This window comes from Aquabacterium commune (assembly GCF_004362855.1).
Taxonomy (GTDB): domain Bacteria; phylum Pseudomonadota; class Gammaproteobacteria; order Burkholderiales; family Burkholderiaceae_C; genus Aquabacterium; species Aquabacterium commune.
The window spans coordinates 50,621-68,121 of the sequence record NZ_SNXW01000007.1 but is presented as its reverse complement, the minus strand read 5'-3'; the positions used below and the strand labels follow the sequence as shown (position 1 = coordinate 68,121).

Sequence of the window (17,501 nt, the reverse complement as noted above, 5' to 3'; positions counted from 1 at the left end):
GGCGACCCCAGACCTCAGGCTCACTTGGCCACAGTGATGGCCGTGATGGTGAACTGGCCATTGACCTTGGCCGCATCGAACTTGACCTTGTCGCCCACCTGCAGCGTTTTCAGCCAGGCGGGGTCGGCCACGCGGAAAGACATCTGCATGGCGGGCATGTCGAGGTTCTTGATCTCGCCGTGCTTGAGCGTGACCTTGCCGCTGTCGGGGTCGATGCGCTTGACCTCGCCATCGACCGATTGGGCGTGCGCAGCCAGGCTGAGCAGGGCGGTGGCGACCAGGGTGGCCGTCAGGGTGGCGATGTGGCGGATGCGTGACATGGTGGGCTTCCTTGGCGTGTGAGGGGTCAGTGTCCGTGGCCGCTGTGGCCTGCGGGCTTGCGCACGGTCAGCTCGACCGGCGACGGGGATGCATCCGTCGGATGCGATGGGCTCGGTGCGGTGGGTGCTGATGTGCCTTCACCTTGCCACAAACGCGCGACGCTGCTCGGCGGATGACGGAACCAGCCTGGGTCGCGGTGGCCATCGGGGTGGTGGGCCGCAGGCTGGTCCTTGCGCACCTTGACGGTGCTGAACATGCCGCCCATGCCGATGGCGCCGAACGGCCCGGTGCCGGTCATCATCGGCAGGGTGTTGTCGGGCAGTGCCATGTCCATCTCGGTCATCTCGTGCATGCCGGTCTCGCCCATGGCCATGTAGCCTGGCACCAGGCGGTTGATTTCGCGGGCCAGGTCGTCCTGCTTCACGCCGATCAGGTTGGGCACGTTGTGGCCCATGGCGTTCATGGTGTGGTGGCTCTTGTGGCAGTGGAAGGCCCAGTCGCCCAACTCGTCGGCGATGAACTCGATCTGGCGCATCTGCCCCACGCCGATGTCGGTGGTGACCTCGGGCCAGCGTGCGGTTTTCGGGACAGGGCCGCCGTCCGTGCCGGTCACTTCGAACTCGTGGCCGTGGATGTGGATGGGGTGGTTGGTCATCGTCAGGTTGCCGATGCGGATGCGCACCCGGTCGTTGTGCCGCACGTTGATGCTGTCGATGCCGGGGAAGGCGCGGCTGTTCCAGGTCCAGAGGTTGAAGTCCAGCATGGTGTTGACTTTGGGGCTGCTGGCGCCGGGCTCGATGTCGTAGGCATTGAGCAGGAAGCAGATGTCGCGGTCCACCTCGCTGATGAGGGGATGATGGGCCTTGGGGTGCGTGACCCAAAAGCCCATCAGGCCCATGGCCATCTGCACCATCTCGTCGGCATGCGGGTGGTACATGAAGGTGCCGGGGCGGCGCGCGGTGAATTCATACACCCATGTTTCGCCCGGCTGGATGGGCGGCTGCGTCAGGCCGGAGACGCCGTCCATGCCGTTGGGCAGGCGCTGGCCGTGCCAATGCACGGTGGTGACTTCGGGCAGCTTGTTGCTCACGAAGATGCGCACGCGGTCGCCTTCGACCACCTCGATGGTGGGGCCGGGGCTCTGGCCGTTGTAGCCCCACAGGCGGGCGGTCATGCCGGGGGCGATCTCGCGCAGCACGGGCTCGGCCACCAGGTGGAACTCCTTGACGCCGTCTTTCATGCGCCAGGGCAGGGTCCAGCCATTGAGGGTGAGCACGGGGCGGTAGGGGCGGCCCGTGGGGGGCGTCAGCGGGGCTTGCGTGTCGGCGTGGCTTTGTTCGACGGGTTCGGGCAAGCCGAGCAGGCTGGTGCGGCGCACGCGCTCTGCGCTGGCGGCCGTGGCCATGGCGGTGGCCGTGAGTGCAGCGCCACCGAAGGCGCCGCTGAGGAAGTGTCGGCGGGAGGTCATGTCAGTGGCTCGCTGGCGGGGTGGTGGCAACGTTGCCGGAAGGTGCGGCAGGCATGGCGGCAGGGGCCATGTCGATGCCGTCGATGGCGGCTTGCAGGGCGGCATCGGCCAGCCAGAAGTCGCGTTGCGCATCGAGCGCGGTGAGCACCGCCCCGGTGTGCAGGCGTGCTTCGTTGAGCAGCTCGAAGGGCCCGGTCAGCATGCCGTTGTATTGCTTGAGGCGTTCGCCCAGCAGGCGCTGGCGCACGGGGCCGAGCACGCGGGCGGCTTGCTGGGCGGTGTCCAGCGTGGCCTGCTGGTCGCTCAGGCGTTCGCGCAGGCTGGATTCGGCCGCCAGCGTGGTCTGCTGCCACTGGGCCAGGGCGGCTTGTTCGTCGAGCGCGGCGGCCTGGCGGCGGGCCACACCGAAGTCGATGGCCACCAGGCGGATGCCCAACTCGGGCCCGCGTTGAACGGGCTGGCCGCTGGCGGTGTTGCGCTGCCAGCCGGCCTCCAGGTCGATGACGCTCTGGCTGGCGATGGCCGTGGCGTTGCGCCGTGTGGCCTGCCAGCGGGCCTCTGCCAGGCGCAGGTCCAGGTGGCGCTGGCGGGCGGCCTCGGAGACGCTGTCGGCCGTCCAGGCGCTGGCTTCGGCCGGCACCTCGGGCAGCCGCGGGGGCAGCGTCAGACGCTGGGCTTCCTCGCCTTGCAGGCCCAGCAGGCGCACCAGGGCTTCGCGCTGGGCCAGGGCCTGGCGACGTGCTTGGGTGGTGGCGAGGCGGGCTTCCACTTCTGCTGCCTGGTGCACGCTGGCCTGGGCCAGGCTGAAGTGGCCAGCGGCCTGCATGCGACGGGCCAGTTCGCCGGCCGTGGCCGCGGCGCTTTGCACGTCGCCGAGGTATCGCACGCGCTGCGCTGCGGCGACCGCGTGGACCCACTGCACGCGCACGTTTTGCACCTGGGCCATCACCTGGCGAGCCAATTGCTGCTGCTCGGCTTCGATGCGCCGTGTGGCGGCTGCATCGCGCAGCGGCCAGGTCAGCAGGTCGAGCAGGCCGAGGGTGACGGTGCGGCTGACCTCGACCTCGTCGCCCTGACGCAGGCGCTCCAGCGACAGACCGAAGAAGCCAGGCCGGGCGGCGGCGCGCGTGCGGGCCTCTTGGGCCTGGCTTTGCGCCAGCAGGGCGCGCAAGGCGGGGCTGCGCTGCAGCGACAGGCGCACGGCCTGGTCTTGCGAGAGCGGGCCTTCGGGCGCGGGCGGTGGCGCTGGGTCGGCGCTCGTCCGATGGGATGGCGTCGCCGTGGGCCAAGGCAGTTGCAGGCTCGGGCCCGTGGCGGCGGCAGAGGGCAATGCCTGCGAGCTGGGCGAGGTCGCATCGGCAGGCAGGCGATCGCGCAGGGCTTGCTCGGCAGGGTGGCGGGCGGGCGGGGTGAGGGCGGAGCAGGCGCTCAGCCCCAGCAGCACGCCACCCCACAGAAGGGGGAAGGAGCGGTGGGTCATGGCGGGTGGGCCGCGCAGGGCGGCGACATCACGTGGCGGGAGCGGGGGCGCGGCATGGGCCCGACCGATGGGCGGTCGCAGCACGGGGCCCGCGCATGGGGGCGATGGCGCCGGGGCATGTGCCGGGCGCCGTCGCAGGGGGGCTCAGCCCCGGGGGGGCCTGAACAGGCCGTCGGTGCCCTGGCGACCCGTGTCGGTGGCAGGCGTCCAGCCGGGGGCGCTGCCGGGTGGCACAGCGGTGCCCGACCACAGCCACATCGGCGGCGGCAGCACGCCAGCGTGGCAGAGGTCGCACAAGCTGCAGCCGTGGTGTGGGGGGTGGGTGGTGTCGGAAGATGGCGTCTCGGCCGATGCCACCTCGGCATGCGCGTGGCAGGGCGGTGTGGCGTCTGCCTCGGCCACCGCCGCTGTTGCTGCCGCTGTTGCCGCGGTCACCGCAGTCTGCACGGCCATGGACGTCCAGGCCCAGCTGCGCACCGGCAACAGCGCGATCAGCAGGCACAGCAAGGCCGCGCGCCAGCCGGCGGGCTGCCGGGGGCGGGCGATGTGGCGTGCGGGTGCAGCATGGCGCATTGCCTCAGTGTAGCCAAAGCCGCATGACCATGCGGCGACAAACGCGCGCGGTGCCATGACATCGGCACGCACCGCGCAGGCTTTTAGAATGCTGGCTTCGACCACCCCAGCCTGCCGACTGCCATGCCCCACACCGACCCCGCGGCCGCCACCGACCTCGTTGCCCACATCGCCCCGCGCGACAAGGCCGAAATCCTGGCGCAGGCGCTGCCCTACATCCGCAAGTTCCACGGCAAAACCATCGTCATCAAGTACGGCGGCAACGCCATGACCGACCCGGAGCTGCAGGCGGACTTCGCCGAAGACGTGGTGCTGCTCAAGCTGGTCGGCCTGAACCCGGTGGTGGTGCACGGCGGCGGCCCGCAGATCGACGCTGCGCTCAACAAGATCGGCAAGAAGGGCCAGTTCATCCAGGGCATGCGCGTCACCGACGAAGAAACCATGGAAGTGGTGGAGTGGGTGCTGGCCGGTGAGGTGCAGCAAGACATCGTCGGCCTGATCAACGCGGCGGGCGGCAAGGCCGTGGGCCTGACCGGCCGCGATGGCGGCATGATCCGTGCCCGCAAGCTCAAGCTGATCGACCTGGAAGACCCGGCCAAGGAGCACGACGTGGGCTCGGTCGGCGAGATCGAGGCCATCGACCCCAGCGTGGTCAAGGCCCTGCAGGACGACCAGTTCATCCCCGTCATCAGCCCCATCGGCTTCGGTGAGCACAACGAGAGCTACAACATCAACGCCGATCTGGTGGCCTCGAAGCTGGCCGAGATCCTCAAGGCCGAGAAGCTCATGCTGCTGACCAACATCAAGGGCGTGCTCGACAAGGAAGGCAACCTGCTGACCGACCTGACGGCCCGCCGCATCGACGAGCTGATCGCCGATGGCACCATCAGCGGCGGCATGCTGCCCAAGATCGCCGGTGCACTGGACGCGGCCAAGAGTGGCGTGAATGCCGTGCACATCGTGGACGGCCGTGTGCCCCACGCGATGTTGCTGGAGATCCTCACCGAGGCCGCTTACGGCACGATGATCCGCAGCCATTGAGCTGGCATGACGCCCATCTGGCTGTTCGACCTCGACAACACCCTGCATGACGCCAGTCACGCGGTGTTCGGCAGGCTGAATGGCTCGATGACGGATTACATCGAGCAGCACCTGGGCCTGCCGCGCCCCGAGGCCGACGCCCTGCGCCTGCACTACTGGCGGCGCTACGGGGCCACGCTGCTCGGCCTGGAGCGCCACCACGGCGTGCGCGCGGCCCACTTCCTGGCGCAGACCCACACCCTGCCCGGGCTGGAGGCCAACCTGCGCATGCCCCCGGCCGACCGCGCCGCCTTGAAGCGCCTGCCCGGGCGCAAATTCCTGCTCACCAACGCCCCGGCCGCGTATGCCAAGCGCGTGCTCACGGCGCTCGATTTGGCCGGGTGCTTCGAAGGCATCATCGCCATCGAGCACATGCGCGTGTTCGGCGCCTTGCGGCCCAAGCCCGATGTGCGCAGCCTGCGGGCCATCCTGGCGCGCCACCGCCTGCCGGCACACCAATGCGTGCTGGTGGAAGACACGGTGGCCAACCTGAAAAGCGCACGCCGCCTGGGGATGCGCACGGTGTGGATGCAGCACTACCTGCACAGCCATGGCAGCCGCAACCCGCATGGGCCGGATGCGGGCATCTCGCTGCACGGCCGCCCGTCCTGGGTGTGTGCCAGAATCAGATCACTGAGGTCGCTGCACGCTTGGCCATGACACCTGACGTCCCTGTTGACCCTGTCGATGCACCGGCTGATGCCGCGGCCAACGCTGCGGCCAAGCGCACCCGCCCCAAGCCCGGCGAGCGCCGCCTGCAGATCCTCCAGGCCCTGGCCGCAATGCTGGAAGCGCCCGAGGCCGACCGCATCACCACCGCCGCCCTGGCCGCCCGCCTGGACGTGAGCGAGGCAGCGCTGTACCGCCACTTCGCCAGCAAGGCGCAGATGTTCGAGGGCCTGATCGCCTTCATCGAAGAAAGCCTCTTCACCCTGGCCAACCAGGTGCTGGAGCGCGAACCCGACCCGGCCGCGCAACTCGCCCGCATCGTCTCGGCCCTGCTGCAGTTCGCCGAGAAAAACCCCGGCATGGGCCGCGTGCTGGCCGGCGACGCGCTGGTGTTCGAGCACGCGCGGCTGAACCTGCGCATCAACCAGTGCATCGACCGGCTTGAATCCATCTTGCGCCAGCCTTGCCGCGCCCTGGCCGAGGCGCGTGGTTCGCAGTCCCCGACGGTGGACGCCCAGGCTGCCGCTTCGGCCGCCATCAGCCTGGTGCTGGGCCGCTGGCAGCGCCATGCGCGCACGGGTTTTGCGCGCAAGCCCACCGAGCACCTCGACGCCACGCTGCGCCTGCTGTTGGGGTGAACTGTCACGCTCAGGCGGGCCTGCGCCGCTGCTGAGCCGATCTTCGGAGCCGCTTTCGGCTCACGCGGGCGCCACGACGGCGTCACGGCGCTCTGGTCTCATCCATGGCAATTCACCCTCACCGGAGTTGTCCATGTCCATCCTGCGCTCGTCCTTTGTCGCCGCGTCTTTCGCCCTGTCGGCCATCGCCGCCCAAGCCGCCACCGTCATCCCCGTGACGCAAGATGGCAGCTGGTACGCCTTCACCGTGGACGCCCTGTCGGCCCAGTCCGGCGGCGTGGAATGGATCGATTCCGACCACGACCTGAGCGGTGGCGCCGGTGACTTCCAGGCCCTGAGCTTCACCTTCACCGTGGCCGACAAGGCCATCCTGAAGCTGGTGGACGCTTACACCGCTGGCGACACCTACAACCTGTTCATCGCCTCGGCGTCGGGCAGCACGGCCTACACCTCCAGCAGCGTGGCCGCCCGTGACCTGAGCGACGCTGTGCCGCCGTCCTTCAACGACAGCTACGACGGCGCCTTCGCCGACAGCGCCAACTTCAGCCAGCTCACGCTGACGCTGGATGCTGGCACTTACACCGTGACGGGTTCGCTGCTGCAGTCGGTGACCGTGGACGGCTTCGCCCTGAACGCCACCTCTGGCGGCCTGTCCGTCACCGCCGTGCCCGAGCCCACCAGCCTGGCCCTGGTGCTGGCCGCTGCTGGCGTCGTCGGTGTGGTGTCGCGTCGCCGCGCCCGCGGCTGACCTGCGCGTCCGATCTGCGCCTGCTTTCGCCTGCACCGAACGCTGAACCCACTGCATCCCAAGGAATTCCCCATGCAAGTCCGTCTGATCTGCGCCAGCCTCGCCCTGGCCTTCTCGTCTTTCGCTGGTTGCGCCGTCGCTCAGACCGCGACCAAGGCCCCCTTCACCGTCAAGATCATTGGCTTCAATGACTTCCACGGCACCCTCAAGAGCCCGGGCACCTTCGGCCAGAACACCAATGTGATCGCCGCCAACCGCCCCACCGTGGGCGGCGCCGACTACGTCGCGGGCTACATCGCCAACCTGAAGGCCCAGAACCCGCTGAACGTGGTCGTGGGCGCTGGCGACTTCATCGGCGCCTCGCCGCTGATCTCGGCCCTGTTCTTTGACGAGCCCACCGTCGAAGCACTCAACCGCATCGGCCTGGAATTCAACGCCGTCGGCAACCACGAATTCGACAAGGGCGCGGCCGAACTGCTGCGCCTGCAAAACGGCGGTTGCAAGCTGACCGCTGGCGGCCAGCAAGACCCCAACAGCTGCCGCGGCGGCCAGGTTGGCACCCCCGTGCCCTTCGAAGGCGCCAAGTTCAAGTGGCTGTCGGCCAACGTCACCAACACCGCCACCGGCAAGACCCTGCTGCCTGCCTACGGCGTCAAGACCTTCAACGGCGTCAAGGTGGCCTTCATCGGCATGACCCTCAAGGCCACGCCGTCCATCGTCACGCCCACCGGCGTCGCCGGCCTGAGCTTCCAGGACGAGGCCGACACGGTCAATGCCCTGGTGCCACGGCTGCGCGCCCAAGGCATCGAATCCATCGTGGTGCTGGTGCACCAGGGCGGCTTCCAGACCAGCCCCAACCTCGGCGACATCAACGGCTGCGACGGCGAGCTGAAGAACGCCGATGGCAGCCCTTCTGACATCGCCAAGATCGTGGCCCGCCTCGATGACGCGGTGGACCTGGTGGTGAGCGGCCACACCCACTCGGCCTACAACTGCTCGGCTGCCACCGTCGCCACCGCCACCGTGCGTGACGCCGCTGGCGTGGCCCTCAAGGACGCCGCTGGCAACACCGTGACCTCGGTCACGCCGCGTCCCACCGGTCTGCCCAACAAGGCCGGTCGCCTGATCCCCGTGACCAGCGCCAGCGCCTTCGGCCGCGTGCTGACCGACATCGACGTCACCATCAACCCCGTCACGCGCAACATCACCGCGGTGAACCCGACCAACCGCCTCGTGGCGCAGAACAAGGGTGCCACCGTGGCCCCGACCGCTGCCGTCACCAGCCTGGTGACGGGCTACGACGCCCTGGTCTCGCCCCTGGCCAACAGCGTGATCGGCAAGATCACCACCGACCTGCCCAACTCGGCCGACACCTCGGGCAACGGCGCCGGCAACATGCCCGCCGGTGAGCTGATCGCCGACGCCCAGCTGGCCGCCACCTCGGCGCCCGACTTCGGCGGCGCGGTCATCGCCCTGATGAACCCGGGTGGTGTGCGCGCTCCGGGCTTCACCTTCGCCTCCAGCGCGGCCGGTGAAGGCAACGGCAACGTCACGTACGGCGAGGCTTTCACGGCCCAGCCTTTCGGCAACACCCTGGTCACCGTGACCCTGAGCGCCCAGCAACTCAAGAACGCGCTGGAGCAGCAGTTCGTGGGCTGCCGCGGTCAAGGCACACAACGCATCCTGGTGCCCTCGGCTGGCTTCAAGTACACCTACGTCGCGGCCAACGCCTGTGACAGCCGCATCCAGAACATGCGCCTGGTGGACGTGAACAGCGGCGCCGTGATCGAGCAGATCGTGGACGCTTCGGGTGCAGTCGTCGATGCCGCCAAGACCTACCGCGTGACCATCAACAACTTCCTGCAAACCGGCGGCGACGGCTTCACCACCTTCATCGGTGGCACCAGCCCCGTGGGCGGCGCACAGGACATCGACGCGCTGACGGCGTACCTGGCCGACTACCTGGTCACGCCTTACAACCCCACCGCAGCCACGCTGCAAAAGCCCCGCATCACCAAGCAGTGATGCAGGGTTGAGCCGGGCAGGCGGGCGTCCTCGCGGACGCCTTGCCTGCCGGGTGGTTTCACAGGGCCTGGCATGCTGCCGGGCCTTTGCCGTTGTGGATCGGAGTGGGTGATGTTGGAACGCAAGCTGTGTGGGTGGATGGCGAGGCCGCATGTCTGGGCGATGAGGGTGTCCCTGGCGACCGTGACCGCGGTGGCCGTGATGGCGGGTGTGAGCACCTCGGCCGGCGCGGCCGAGCAGGACCACGACCACGCGCATGACGGGCCCGGCCACGCGAACGGATCGGCACCAAAAGCTTCGCCGATGGCGCCGGCCGCCAGCGCGGTCGCCCAGCCTCGGGGCAAGACCGCCGCGCAGCGCAAGGCGGAGCTCATCCAGGACCCGCGTCGCCTGGACCCGGGGACGATGTCGCGCCGTGCGGACCTGCTGGCCCAGGCCGAAGGCGAGCTGGCCCAGGGCAACGCCCAGGCCGCCGAAAAGACGCTGGACCGCGCCGCCGGCATGCTGCACGCCGCCGACACCGAGATGGGCCTGGTGCGCGCCTACATGCAGGCCGGTGATTACCGCCGCGCCTTGTCTTTCGCGGCCCACACGGCCGGCGCTCACCCGGAAGACATCTCGGGTCTGGGCCTGTACGCCTGGTTGCTGCACCTGGGCGGGCAGCCCGCGGTGGCGCGCCAGCTGCTGGACCAGACCCTCGCGCAGGTGCGCCCGCCGCAGCGCGAGGCGCCGTCGGTGCGCCTGCTGACCGAGGTCTCGCAGCGCCTGCAAGCGCAGCAGTTGGCGCTTGACGGGACATTGCTGCAACCGCCGATGAGGCTGGCGCCCATGCCCCATGGCGCGGTGCCCGTCGGGCAGGCCCGCGTGGCTGGCGCGGCCTGGCTGCTGCCCGATGGCCAGCACGCCCTGCTGCCCCTGGCCGCCATGCCGCTGGACGCCCCGGGCACGCGCCTGTGGCTGCGCAACGGCCTGGGCCGCACCGTGCAGGCCACGCCTGAGAAGGCCTTCCCCGACATCGGCCTGCGCCTCGTGCACCTGCGCGAGCCCTTGGCCGACCCGAAAGACGAGGCGATGGCCGCCTTGTGGCAAGTGCCCTTGCGCGATGCCTTCCCTGGCACGCCCGCCGTGGTGATGAGCCATGCGCACAGTGTCCAGCCCCACGCCGCCTGGCCCTTGCTGAGCGTGGGCTTCCTGGGCGCGCCGGTGCCGGCGCCGGCCTTCGAGGCGGCGTCTGCCCCGCCGACCATGAACGCATCCTCAATCCAGCTTGCACCCCAGCCCGCACCCCAGCCTGTGCCGGTGAGCTGGCGACGCCTGGGCATCCCCTTGCCCGAAGGCCAGGGCGCCGGGCCGGTGCTCGACATGAGCGGCCGCTTGCTCGGTCTGGCCGTGCCGGTGCCCGATGGCGCACAGCTCGTGGTGCCCATCTCGCGCTTGCGTCAGGTGGTCGGCGAGCGCTTTGGCCAGGTGGCCAGCGAGCCCACGGGGCAGCGCCAGCCGGTGGACCAGCTCTACGAAGGCCTCTTGCGCGCCACGCTGCAGGCCATCGTGGCACCGCCGCTAAACTGAGCAGCATGACCTCTCCTGCGCCCTCATCCGCATCCGCATCCGCATCCGTCCCGGACCCCGCACTGAGCTCCTTGCTGCACCGCGCCGAGGCCCTCGTGGCCCGGCTCGACGCCCTGCTGCCCTCGCCGCAGCAGGCCGTGCTGGCGCCGGACTGGTCGGCCTCCGTGGCTTTTCGCTACCGCAAGCGCAGCAGCGCGGCCTGGGCCGCAGGCTGGCTGGAGCCGGTGCGGCACGTCGCGCACATCGCCTACGCCGACCTGAAAGAGGTGGACACGCAAAAGGAGCGCTTCGCCCGCAACCTCGCGCAGTTCGTGGCCGGTCGCACCGCCAACAACGTGCTGCTGTCGGGCGCGCGTGGCACGGGCAAATCCTCGCTGGTCAAGGCCGCCTTGCACGCCCATGCGGACGCGGGCTTGCGCCTCATCGAGGTGGACAAGGTCGACCTCATCGACCTGCCGGACCTGATCGAACTGGTCAGTGCGCGCCCCGAGCGCTTCATCGTGTTCTGCGACGACCTCAGCTTCGACGAGGGCGAGCCGGGCTACAAGGCGCTCAAGTCCATCCTGGACGGCACCGTCTCGGCCAGTGGTGAGAACGTGCTCATCGTGGCCACGTCCAACCGGCGCCACCTGCTGCCCGAGTACCACTCGGACAACAAGACCTACTCGCGCGGCACCGATGGCGAGTTGCACCCTGGCGAGGTCGTCGAGGAGAAGATCTCGCTGTCCGAGCGCTTCGGCCTGTGGGTCAGCTTCTACCCCTTCAGCCAGGACGAGTACCTGGCCATCGTGGCGCAGTGGTTGCGGCACTTCGGCCTGAGCGATGCGGCGGCCATCGAGGCGGCGCGGCCTGAGGCGCTGGTCTGGGCCATCGAGCGCGGTTCGCGTTCAGGCCGTGTGGCTTACCAGTTCGCGCGGGACCACGCGGGTCGCGCCGGCACGGACGGCCGCCTGGCCGACCAGGGGGGGGAGGGCGCATGAGCCGCACCGCACCCGCACCCGCACCCACGCCCGAGCGCAAGCCCTACCACGTGATGGACGCCACCGACCGGCCGCCGGTCGATGTGGCCGTGGGCGTGCTGATCGAGCGCGATGCCGAGGGCCGCGAAGGGCCTGACAGCCGCTTCCTGCTGACCTCGCGCCCCACCGGCAAGGTTTACGCCGGCCACTGGGAGTTCCCGGGCGGCAAGCTCGAAGCGGGTGAAACGGTGGAGGCGGCCTTGCGCCGCGAGCTCGACGAAGAGCTGGGCATCACCATCGGCGATGCGCGCGTCTGGAAGGTCGAGCTGATGGACTACCCGCACGCGCGCGTGCGCCTGCATTTCTGCAAAGTGCACGACTGGACGGGGGAGTTCGAGATGCGCGAAGGCCAGGACATGGCCTGGCAGCGCTTGCCGGTGGACGTGGTGCCGGTCTTGCCGGGCACCATCCCGGTTCTGCAGTGGCTGGCCGATGAGCGGGGCCACACGGGCCCCACCCACCGCGAGCCAGACTGATCGCCGGGATCAGTTCGACGCGGCGCTGGCAGCGGAAGAGGCTGCATCGACCGGGGCCGACGGCGTCACCGCGGCGGAGGCAGGCACGGCTGCCGATTCGCTGGTCTTTTCTTCCACATGGGTGGCGTCAATCCCGTGCTTCTCACCGCCCATGTCCACGTCGGCGCCGCTCTTCATGAGCAGGTAAACCGCCAGGACGGCGAACACGATGAAACCAAGCAACATCTTCCACATGGGGATCTCCTGAGGGGACACAAACAGGGCAGGCGTCTCATGGACGCCGCAAGCCGTCCTGGGTGAACGGCCCGGCGCATGGTACGGGCGAAATGGTGCCCTGACCCCTCCGGGACAACCCGAAGTCTGTGGGTTCGACGCCGCTCCGTGATCTGCCTCAAACCCCTGTCGTGCCGCTGCGGACACGGATGGCTGCGCTATGCTGAGCCGCGACCCCACAACCGAGAGAGACCGCCCATGCGCTACCAGACCCTGAGCCATGCCGTCGATGCCGATGGCGTCCTGCTGCTGACCCTCAACCGCCCCGAGCAACTCAACGCCTTCACGGTGGAGATGGCCAACGAGTTGGTCGATGCCTTCACGCGCGCCAGCGACGACGACGCCGTGCGCGCCATCGTGGTCACGGGCGCGGGCAAGGCCTTCTGCGCGGGCATGGACCTCAGCGTCGGTGGCAATGTGTTCGGCCTGGACGAGTCGCTGCAACCGACGATGGCCGACATGCGCGAGCGCCTGACCGAGCCCGCCATCCACGAAGGCGTGCGCGACACAGGTGGCCGCGTCGTGCTGTCCATCTTCGAGTGCAAGAAGCCGGTGATCGGCGCCATCAACGGCGCGGCCGTCGGCATTGGCGCCACCATGACCTTGCCGATGGACATCCGCATCGCGTCCGAGAAGGCGCGCATCGGCTTCGTGTTCGGCCGCATCGGCATCGTGCCGGAAGCGTGTTCGAGCTGGTTCCTGCCGCGCATCGTCGGCATCTCGCAGGCGCTGGAATGGACCTACATGGCCGACATCTTCGATGGCCACGAGGCGCAGCGCGGCGGGCTCGTGAAGTGCGTGGTGCCGCCCGAGCAGCTGCTGGACGAGGCGATGAAGATCGCGCGGCGCATCGCCACCGAGCGCTCGGCCGTGGGCATCGCGCTGACGCGCCAGATGATGTACCGCAACTCGGCGCAGCCGCACCCGCTGGCCGCGCACCAGGTCGATTCGCTGGCCATGTTCTACACCAGCATCGGCGATGGCAAGGAGGGCGTGCAGGCCTTCCTGGACAAGCGCCCCGCGCAGTTCCAGGGCAAGGCCTCGGAGATGCCGGCCTTCTACCCGTGGTGGGCGTGAAGGTGCCCGCGCAGCGCCCATGAAAAAGCCCGGCGCAAGGCCGGGCTCTCTCGGTGTGTCTGCTGCAGTGGCTCGTCAGCCAGTGGCAGCGGACAGGCGCATCAGCTCAGGTGCTCGCTGACCAGCTTGGTCAGCTCGAACATGGTGACTTGCGGCTTCTTGAAGATGGGCTTCAGCTTCTCGTCCGCATTGATGTTGCGCTTGTTGGCGGCGTCCTGCAGGTTGTGCTTCTTGATGTATTCCCAAATCTTCTTGGTGACCTCGGTGCGCGGGGCCGGGGTCGCGCCGATCACGGCGGCCAGGGCGGCGCTGGGGGTCAGAGGCTTGGAAAATGCCGCGTTGGGCGCGCGCTTGACGGCGGCCTTCTTGGCTGCAGGTGCCTTGGTGTCCTCGGCCTTTTTGGCCGGGGCTTTCTTCGTCGCAGTTGCCATGTGAATTCACTCCAGTGTCAGGTCAGATCTGATGCGGTCTTCGGGCGCAAGCTGCGTGCGCGAGCGTTCCTCTGAAGGCCGGCAGGACGCATGGTAATGCTTTCTCCTGGGCAAAACCACGTTGCAAGCCCTCGAATTGCTGCTGAATGTGGCCGTGCGGCCTCAATGGCGCATGCTGCGGCGCGCCATCTTCCAACTGAAGGCACCGATTTCCACTTTGGTGTCCAATGCCGGCTGGCATGCGGTGGGGCGCTGGTTGGGCGCCGCTCGCATGGCCGATGTGTTGTGTCCACCGTGGAGCCCCGTCGATGACCCCTCAAGCCGTGCTGTCCCAGCCGTTCACTTTGCCCAATGGCACGGTGGTCAAGAACCGCCTGTTCAAATCCGCCATGAGCGAGGCCCTGGGCTCGCGCCCCGGTGCGGCCACGCCTGAATTGGTGCGCCTGTATGGCGCCTGGGCCGATGGCGGCATCGGCCTGTGCGTGACGGGCAATGTGATGATCGACCGGCGCGCTTTGGGTGAACCGGGCAACGTCGTCATCGAAGACGAGCGCTTCCTGCCTGAACTCAAAGCCTGGGCGCAGGCGGCCACGCGCAATGGCACGCAGTGCTGGGTGCAGCTCAACCACCCCGGCAAGCAAGCGCCCAAGGGCCTGAACAAGGAAAACATCTCGCCTTCGGCCGTGCCTTTCCGCGCCGAGATGCAGGCCTTCTTCCCGACCCCGCGCGAGATGACGGACGCCGAGGTGCGCGAGGTCATCGCGCGTTTTGCCCAGGCCGCAGCCCTCGTGCAGCAAGCCGGCTTCAGCGGTGTGCAGATCCATGGCGCGCACGGCTACCTGGTCAGCCAGTTCCTGTCGCCGCACCACAACCGCCGCAACGACGAGTGGGGCGGCACGCCCGAGAAGCGCCGCCGCTTCGTGCTGGCCGTGCTGGCCGCGATGCGTGCACGGGTGGGCCCGGGCTTTCCCATCGGGATCAAGCTGAACTCGGCGGACTTCCAGCGCGGTGGCTTCACCGAGGAAGAGTCGCTGGACACCATCCGTGCGCTGGCCGAAGCCGGCATCGACCTCATCGAGATCTCTGGTGGCACGTACGAGGCCCCGGTGATGACCGGCGCCAAGGGCCAGCCGAAAGGCGCTGTGGGCGAGCCCGTCAAGGAAAGCACGAAGCAGCGCGAGGCCTACTTCCTGGCCTTTGCCGAGAAGGCCCGTGCCGCCGTGAAGACGCCGCTGGTGGTGACGGGCGGCTTCCGCTCCTCGCAAGGCATGGCCGAGGCCATCACCTCGGGCGCGGTGGACTTCGTCGGCCTGGCGCGTGCGCTGGCCATCGAGCCGGATGTGCCCCAGCGCTTGCTGGCGGGTCAGCAGCCACGCGAGCAGGTCACGCCCAAGAACACGGGCATCGGCTTCATCGACAAGATGGGCCTGATGGAGATCACCTGGTACACGGGCCAGCTCAAGCGCATCGGCCGCGGCGAAGCGCCCAAGCCCAACGAGTCGCCGCTGTGGGTGTTCGTCAAGTACATCGCGGCGCAGGCAGGCCTGGGCCGCAAGAAGAAGCCGACGAAGCTGCGCGCGACGTGACCCTTGGCCCTGGCCGCTCGGTCAGGGTGTGTCGATCAGGGCGTGTCGATGATGTCGCGGTGGATGTCGGCCAGCGTGGCGCAGCCCGTGAGGGCCATGGCCACTTCCAGTTCGTCGCGCAGCAAGCGGATGCAGTGCGCCACCCCCAAGGCACCCGCGGTGGCCAGCGCGTGCACACAGGGCCGCCCGATGAGCACGGCGCGTGCGCCCAGCGCAAGGGCCTTGAGCACGTCGGTGCCCCGGCGGATGCCCCCATCGACCAGCAAGGGCATGTCGCTGCCCACCGCATCGGCGATGCGGGGCAGGGCGCGCGCGGTGGGCAGCACCGTGTCCAGCGTGCGCCCGCCGTGGTTGGAGACGATCAGGCCATCGACCCCGAGGCTCAGCGCCTGGCGGGCGTCATCGGGGTGCAGCACGCCCTTGAGCAGGATGGGGCGGCGGGTTTGCGCGCGCAGCCAGGCCACGTCGTCCCAGGTGGGGGCGTGGTGCAGCAGCTCGTCGAACAGGGCGCTGCCATGGCCGTTTTCAGGAGGCACTTCGCGCGCAGGGGGCGGCGCCATGCCGCTCAGGTTCACGGCCGAGATGCCCGGGGGCAGGCGGAAGCCGGCGCGGCGCTCGCGGTCGCGCACGCCGCTGGTCGGGGCGTCCACCGTCAGCACGATGGCATCGAAGCCGGCGGCTTCGGCGCGGTGCACCAGGGCCTTGGTGAAGGCGCGGTCGGGCTGGAGGTAGAGCTGCATCCACAGCGGGCCTCGCAGGTCGTCGGCGGCCACGGCATCGCCGATGTCTTCCAGGCGCGTGCTGGCCTGGGTGCTGAGCACGAAGCCGGCTTCCTGCGCGGCGGCGGCCAGGGCGGTGTCCATCTCGCCCTCAGGGTGCGCGAGCTGCTGGTAGGCCACGGGCGCGAGGATCAGCGGGTGCGCCAGCGTGCGGCCGAACAGCTGCGAGCGGGTGTGGCCGCCTGCTGTGCGGCGCAGCACCCGCGGCAGGAGCTGCAGGTCCTGCCAGGCGCGCACATTGGCGTCGAGCGTGAGTTCGTCGCCCGCGCCGCCTTGCAGGTAGGCCCAGGCGCCCGTGTCCATGCGCGCTTGCGCGTGGCGCGCGTAGTCGGCCAAGTTGACGGTGTCTGTCGGGATGGCTTGGAGGCCGTGCGGGACGGCGTCGGTGGGGGTGCTCATGAGGGCGGCATTTTGCGCCCATCCACCATCGCCTTCACGAGGTTTTCGCGCTGGTGTCGGCTGGTGAGCACCACACCTGCCACGTGCAAGGCGATGAGGCCCAGCAGGCCCCAGGCCAGGGTGGTGTGGACCTGCTCCAGCGGCTCGGAGCCCCAATGGCGGTCGGTGGTTTGCAGCCAGCCCGTCACGGTGATGGCGCCCACGGTGAGCAGGAGCGCCACGACCATCCAGCCGCCCAGCGGGTTGTGGCCGATGTGGCGCGGGGCCGTGCCTTGGCGCACCTGCAAGGCGTAGCGCCAGGTGGTGCGTGGGCCGCGCACGAAGGCGGCAAAGCGCGCATGGCGGCTGCCGATGACACCCCACAGCAGGCGCAAGCCCACGCAGGCCAGGGCCGTGTAGCCGGCGCACTCGTGCCAGTCTGGCGGCACGCCGATGTCCAGGGTGCTGGCCCAGGCCACGGTGATGGCGCTTGCCAGTGTCCAGTGCAGCACGCGCACGGCCGCATCCCACACGGGGATGGCGGCGTTGTCGGCCAATTCATGGGCAGACGGCATCACTTCTGCGACACGTCGCCCACGAGTTCGAAGGTCTTGGGGTTGAAGTAGGCCTCGCGGCGCTGGCCCTTGCCATCGAAGCCATAGACCTCGTAGCAGCCGTTGTCGATCTTCACCTTGCGCACGTCCCAGCCTTCGGCCTTGAGCTTGTCTTGCAGGTCATCGCGCAGCTTCCATTCCTTCTTGGGCTCATCGCACTTGAAGCCGCCGTGGGCCATGGCGCTGGTGGCGAGCAGGGTGGCGGTGGCGAGCACCAGGGTGGGCGCCAGGGCGGGCAGTGCGCGGCGTGCAAAGGTCTTCATGGAGTGGCTCCTTGGGTGGGGTCAGGGTGCGAGG

The 17,501-nt window shown here is 69.2% G+C and carries 19 protein-coding genes; 10 read left to right on the top strand and 9 right to left on the bottom strand.

Annotated elements, in window-relative coordinates:
• Positions 1–20 precede the first annotated feature (20 nt).
• The 4 genes from EV672_RS12535 to EV672_RS12520 form a co-directional block, all read right to left on the bottom strand.
• Positions 21–320 carry a copper-binding protein gene (locus tag EV672_RS12535; RefSeq protein WP_133609744.1) on the bottom strand — a complete coding sequence of 100 codons (300 nt, stop codon included), beginning with the start codon at positions 318–320 and terminating at the stop codon, positions 21–23.
• Positions 321–346: 26 nt separating this feature from the next.
• Positions 347–1,789, bottom strand: coding sequence for a multicopper oxidase family protein (locus EV672_RS12530; protein WP_133609742.1), 1,443 nt, complete (start codon positions 1,787–1,789; stop codon positions 347–349).
• A 1-nt stretch (position 1,790) separates the two neighbouring features.
• Positions 1,791–3,269 carry a TolC family protein gene (locus EV672_RS12525; protein ID WP_133609740.1) on the bottom strand — a complete coding sequence of 493 codons (1,479 nt, stop codon included), beginning with the start codon at positions 3,267–3,269 and terminating at the stop codon, positions 1,791–1,793.
• 144 nt (positions 3,270–3,413) lie between these two features.
• Positions 3,414–3,842: a hypothetical protein gene (locus EV672_RS12520; RefSeq protein ID WP_133609738.1), complete on the bottom strand. Its 429-nt coding sequence runs from the start codon at positions 3,840–3,842 to the stop codon at positions 3,414–3,416.
• A 123-nt stretch (positions 3,843–3,965) separates the two neighbouring features.
• Between EV672_RS12520 and argB the strand changes: the two genes are divergently transcribed.
• The 8 genes from argB to EV672_RS12480 all read left to right on the top strand — a co-directional run bounded on the left by argB (position 3,966) and on the right by EV672_RS12480 (position 12,066).
• Positions 3,966–4,883, top strand: a complete 918-nt coding sequence (argB, locus tag EV672_RS12515) for an acetylglutamate kinase (protein ID WP_133609736.1) — start codon at positions 3,966–3,968, stop codon at positions 4,881–4,883.
• Between the two features lie 6 nt (positions 4,884–4,889).
• Positions 4,890–5,582 (top strand): pyrimidine 5'-nucleotidase, encoded by a 693-nt coding sequence (locus tag EV672_RS12510; protein WP_133609734.1) that lies wholly within the window; start codon positions 4,890–4,892, stop codon positions 5,580–5,582.
• Positions 5,579–6,229 (top strand): nucleoid occlusion factor SlmA, encoded by a 651-nt coding sequence (gene slmA / locus EV672_RS12505; RefSeq protein WP_133609732.1) that lies wholly within the window; start codon positions 5,579–5,581, stop codon positions 6,227–6,229. Before EV672_RS12510 ends, slmA begins: the two co-directional genes overlap by 4 nt.
• 133 nt (positions 6,230–6,362) lie before the next feature.
• A complete protein-coding gene (locus EV672_RS12500; protein ID WP_166643562.1) occupies positions 6,363–6,977 on the top strand; it encodes a PEP-CTERM sorting domain-containing protein in 615 nt (204 codons plus the stop codon).
• A 72-nt stretch (positions 6,978–7,049) separates the two neighbouring features.
• Positions 7,050–9,002, top strand: a complete 1,953-nt coding sequence (locus EV672_RS12495) for a bifunctional metallophosphatase/5'-nucleotidase (RefSeq protein WP_133609728.1) — start codon at positions 7,050–7,052, stop codon at positions 9,000–9,002.
• A 162-nt stretch (positions 9,003–9,164) separates the two neighbouring features.
• Positions 9,165–10,571 (top strand): tetratricopeptide repeat protein, encoded by a 1,407-nt coding sequence (locus EV672_RS12490; protein WP_133609726.1) that lies wholly within the window; start codon positions 9,165–9,167, stop codon positions 10,569–10,571.
• A 5-nt stretch (positions 10,572–10,576) separates the two neighbouring features.
• Positions 10,577–11,551: an ATP-binding protein gene (locus tag EV672_RS12485; RefSeq protein ID WP_133609724.1), complete on the top strand. Its 975-nt coding sequence runs from the start codon at positions 10,577–10,579 to the stop codon at positions 11,549–11,551.
• 53 nt (positions 11,552–11,604) lie between these two features.
• Complete coding sequence (locus tag EV672_RS12480; protein WP_166643573.1) at positions 11,605–12,066, top strand: NUDIX domain-containing protein; 462 nt, start codon at positions 11,605–11,607, stop codon at positions 12,064–12,066.
• A gap of 9 nt (positions 12,067–12,075) precedes the next feature.
• Here EV672_RS12480 and EV672_RS12475 read toward each other — a convergent pair whose 3' ends face one another.
• Entirely contained in the window at positions 12,076–12,300 is a 225-nt protein-coding gene (locus EV672_RS12475; protein WP_133609721.1) for a hypothetical protein, read from the bottom strand.
• Positions 12,301–12,537: 237 nt separating this feature from the next.
• Here EV672_RS12475 and EV672_RS12470 point away from each other — a divergent pair, with 237 nt between their 5' ends.
• The gene (locus EV672_RS12470; protein ID WP_133609719.1) at positions 12,538–13,416 is read left to right on the top strand and encodes a crotonase/enoyl-CoA hydratase family protein; all 879 of its coding nucleotides are present in this window, start codon (positions 12,538–12,540) and stop codon (positions 13,414–13,416) included.
• Positions 13,417–13,517: 101 nt separating this feature from the next.
• Here EV672_RS12470 and EV672_RS12465 read toward each other — a convergent pair whose 3' ends face one another.
• A complete protein-coding gene (locus EV672_RS12465) occupies positions 13,518–13,847 on the bottom strand; it encodes an SWIB/MDM2 domain-containing protein (protein WP_133609717.1) in 330 nt (109 codons plus the stop codon).
• 308 nt (positions 13,848–14,155) lie between these two features.
• Here EV672_RS12465 and EV672_RS12460 point away from each other — a divergent pair, with 308 nt between their 5' ends.
• Complete coding sequence (locus EV672_RS12460; protein WP_133609715.1) at positions 14,156–15,433, top strand: NADH:flavin oxidoreductase/NADH oxidase family protein; 1,278 nt, start codon at positions 14,156–14,158, stop codon at positions 15,431–15,433.
• Positions 15,434–15,468: 35 nt separating this feature from the next.
• Here EV672_RS12460 and EV672_RS12455 read toward each other — a convergent pair whose 3' ends face one another.
• Genes EV672_RS12455 through EV672_RS12445 form a run of 3 tightly spaced genes read right to left on the bottom strand, consistent with a single transcriptional unit; the run spans position 15,469 to position 17,467 of the window.
• Positions 15,469–16,611, bottom strand: a complete 1,143-nt coding sequence (locus tag EV672_RS12455; RefSeq protein ID WP_133609713.1) for an alpha-hydroxy acid oxidase — start codon at positions 16,609–16,611, stop codon at positions 15,469–15,471.
• Positions 16,608–17,165 (bottom strand): cytochrome b/b6 domain-containing protein, encoded by a 558-nt coding sequence (locus tag EV672_RS12450; protein WP_166643561.1) that lies wholly within the window; start codon positions 17,163–17,165, stop codon positions 16,608–16,610. The genes EV672_RS12455 and EV672_RS12450 overlap by 4 nt, the downstream gene beginning before the upstream one ends.
• On the bottom strand, positions 17,165–17,467 hold the full coding sequence (locus tag EV672_RS12445; protein ID WP_133609711.1) for a PepSY domain-containing protein: 303 nt from the start codon (positions 17,465–17,467) through the stop codon (positions 17,165–17,167). Before EV672_RS12445 ends, EV672_RS12450 begins: the two co-directional genes overlap by 1 nt.
• Between the last annotated feature and the right edge of the window lie 34 nt (positions 17,468–17,501).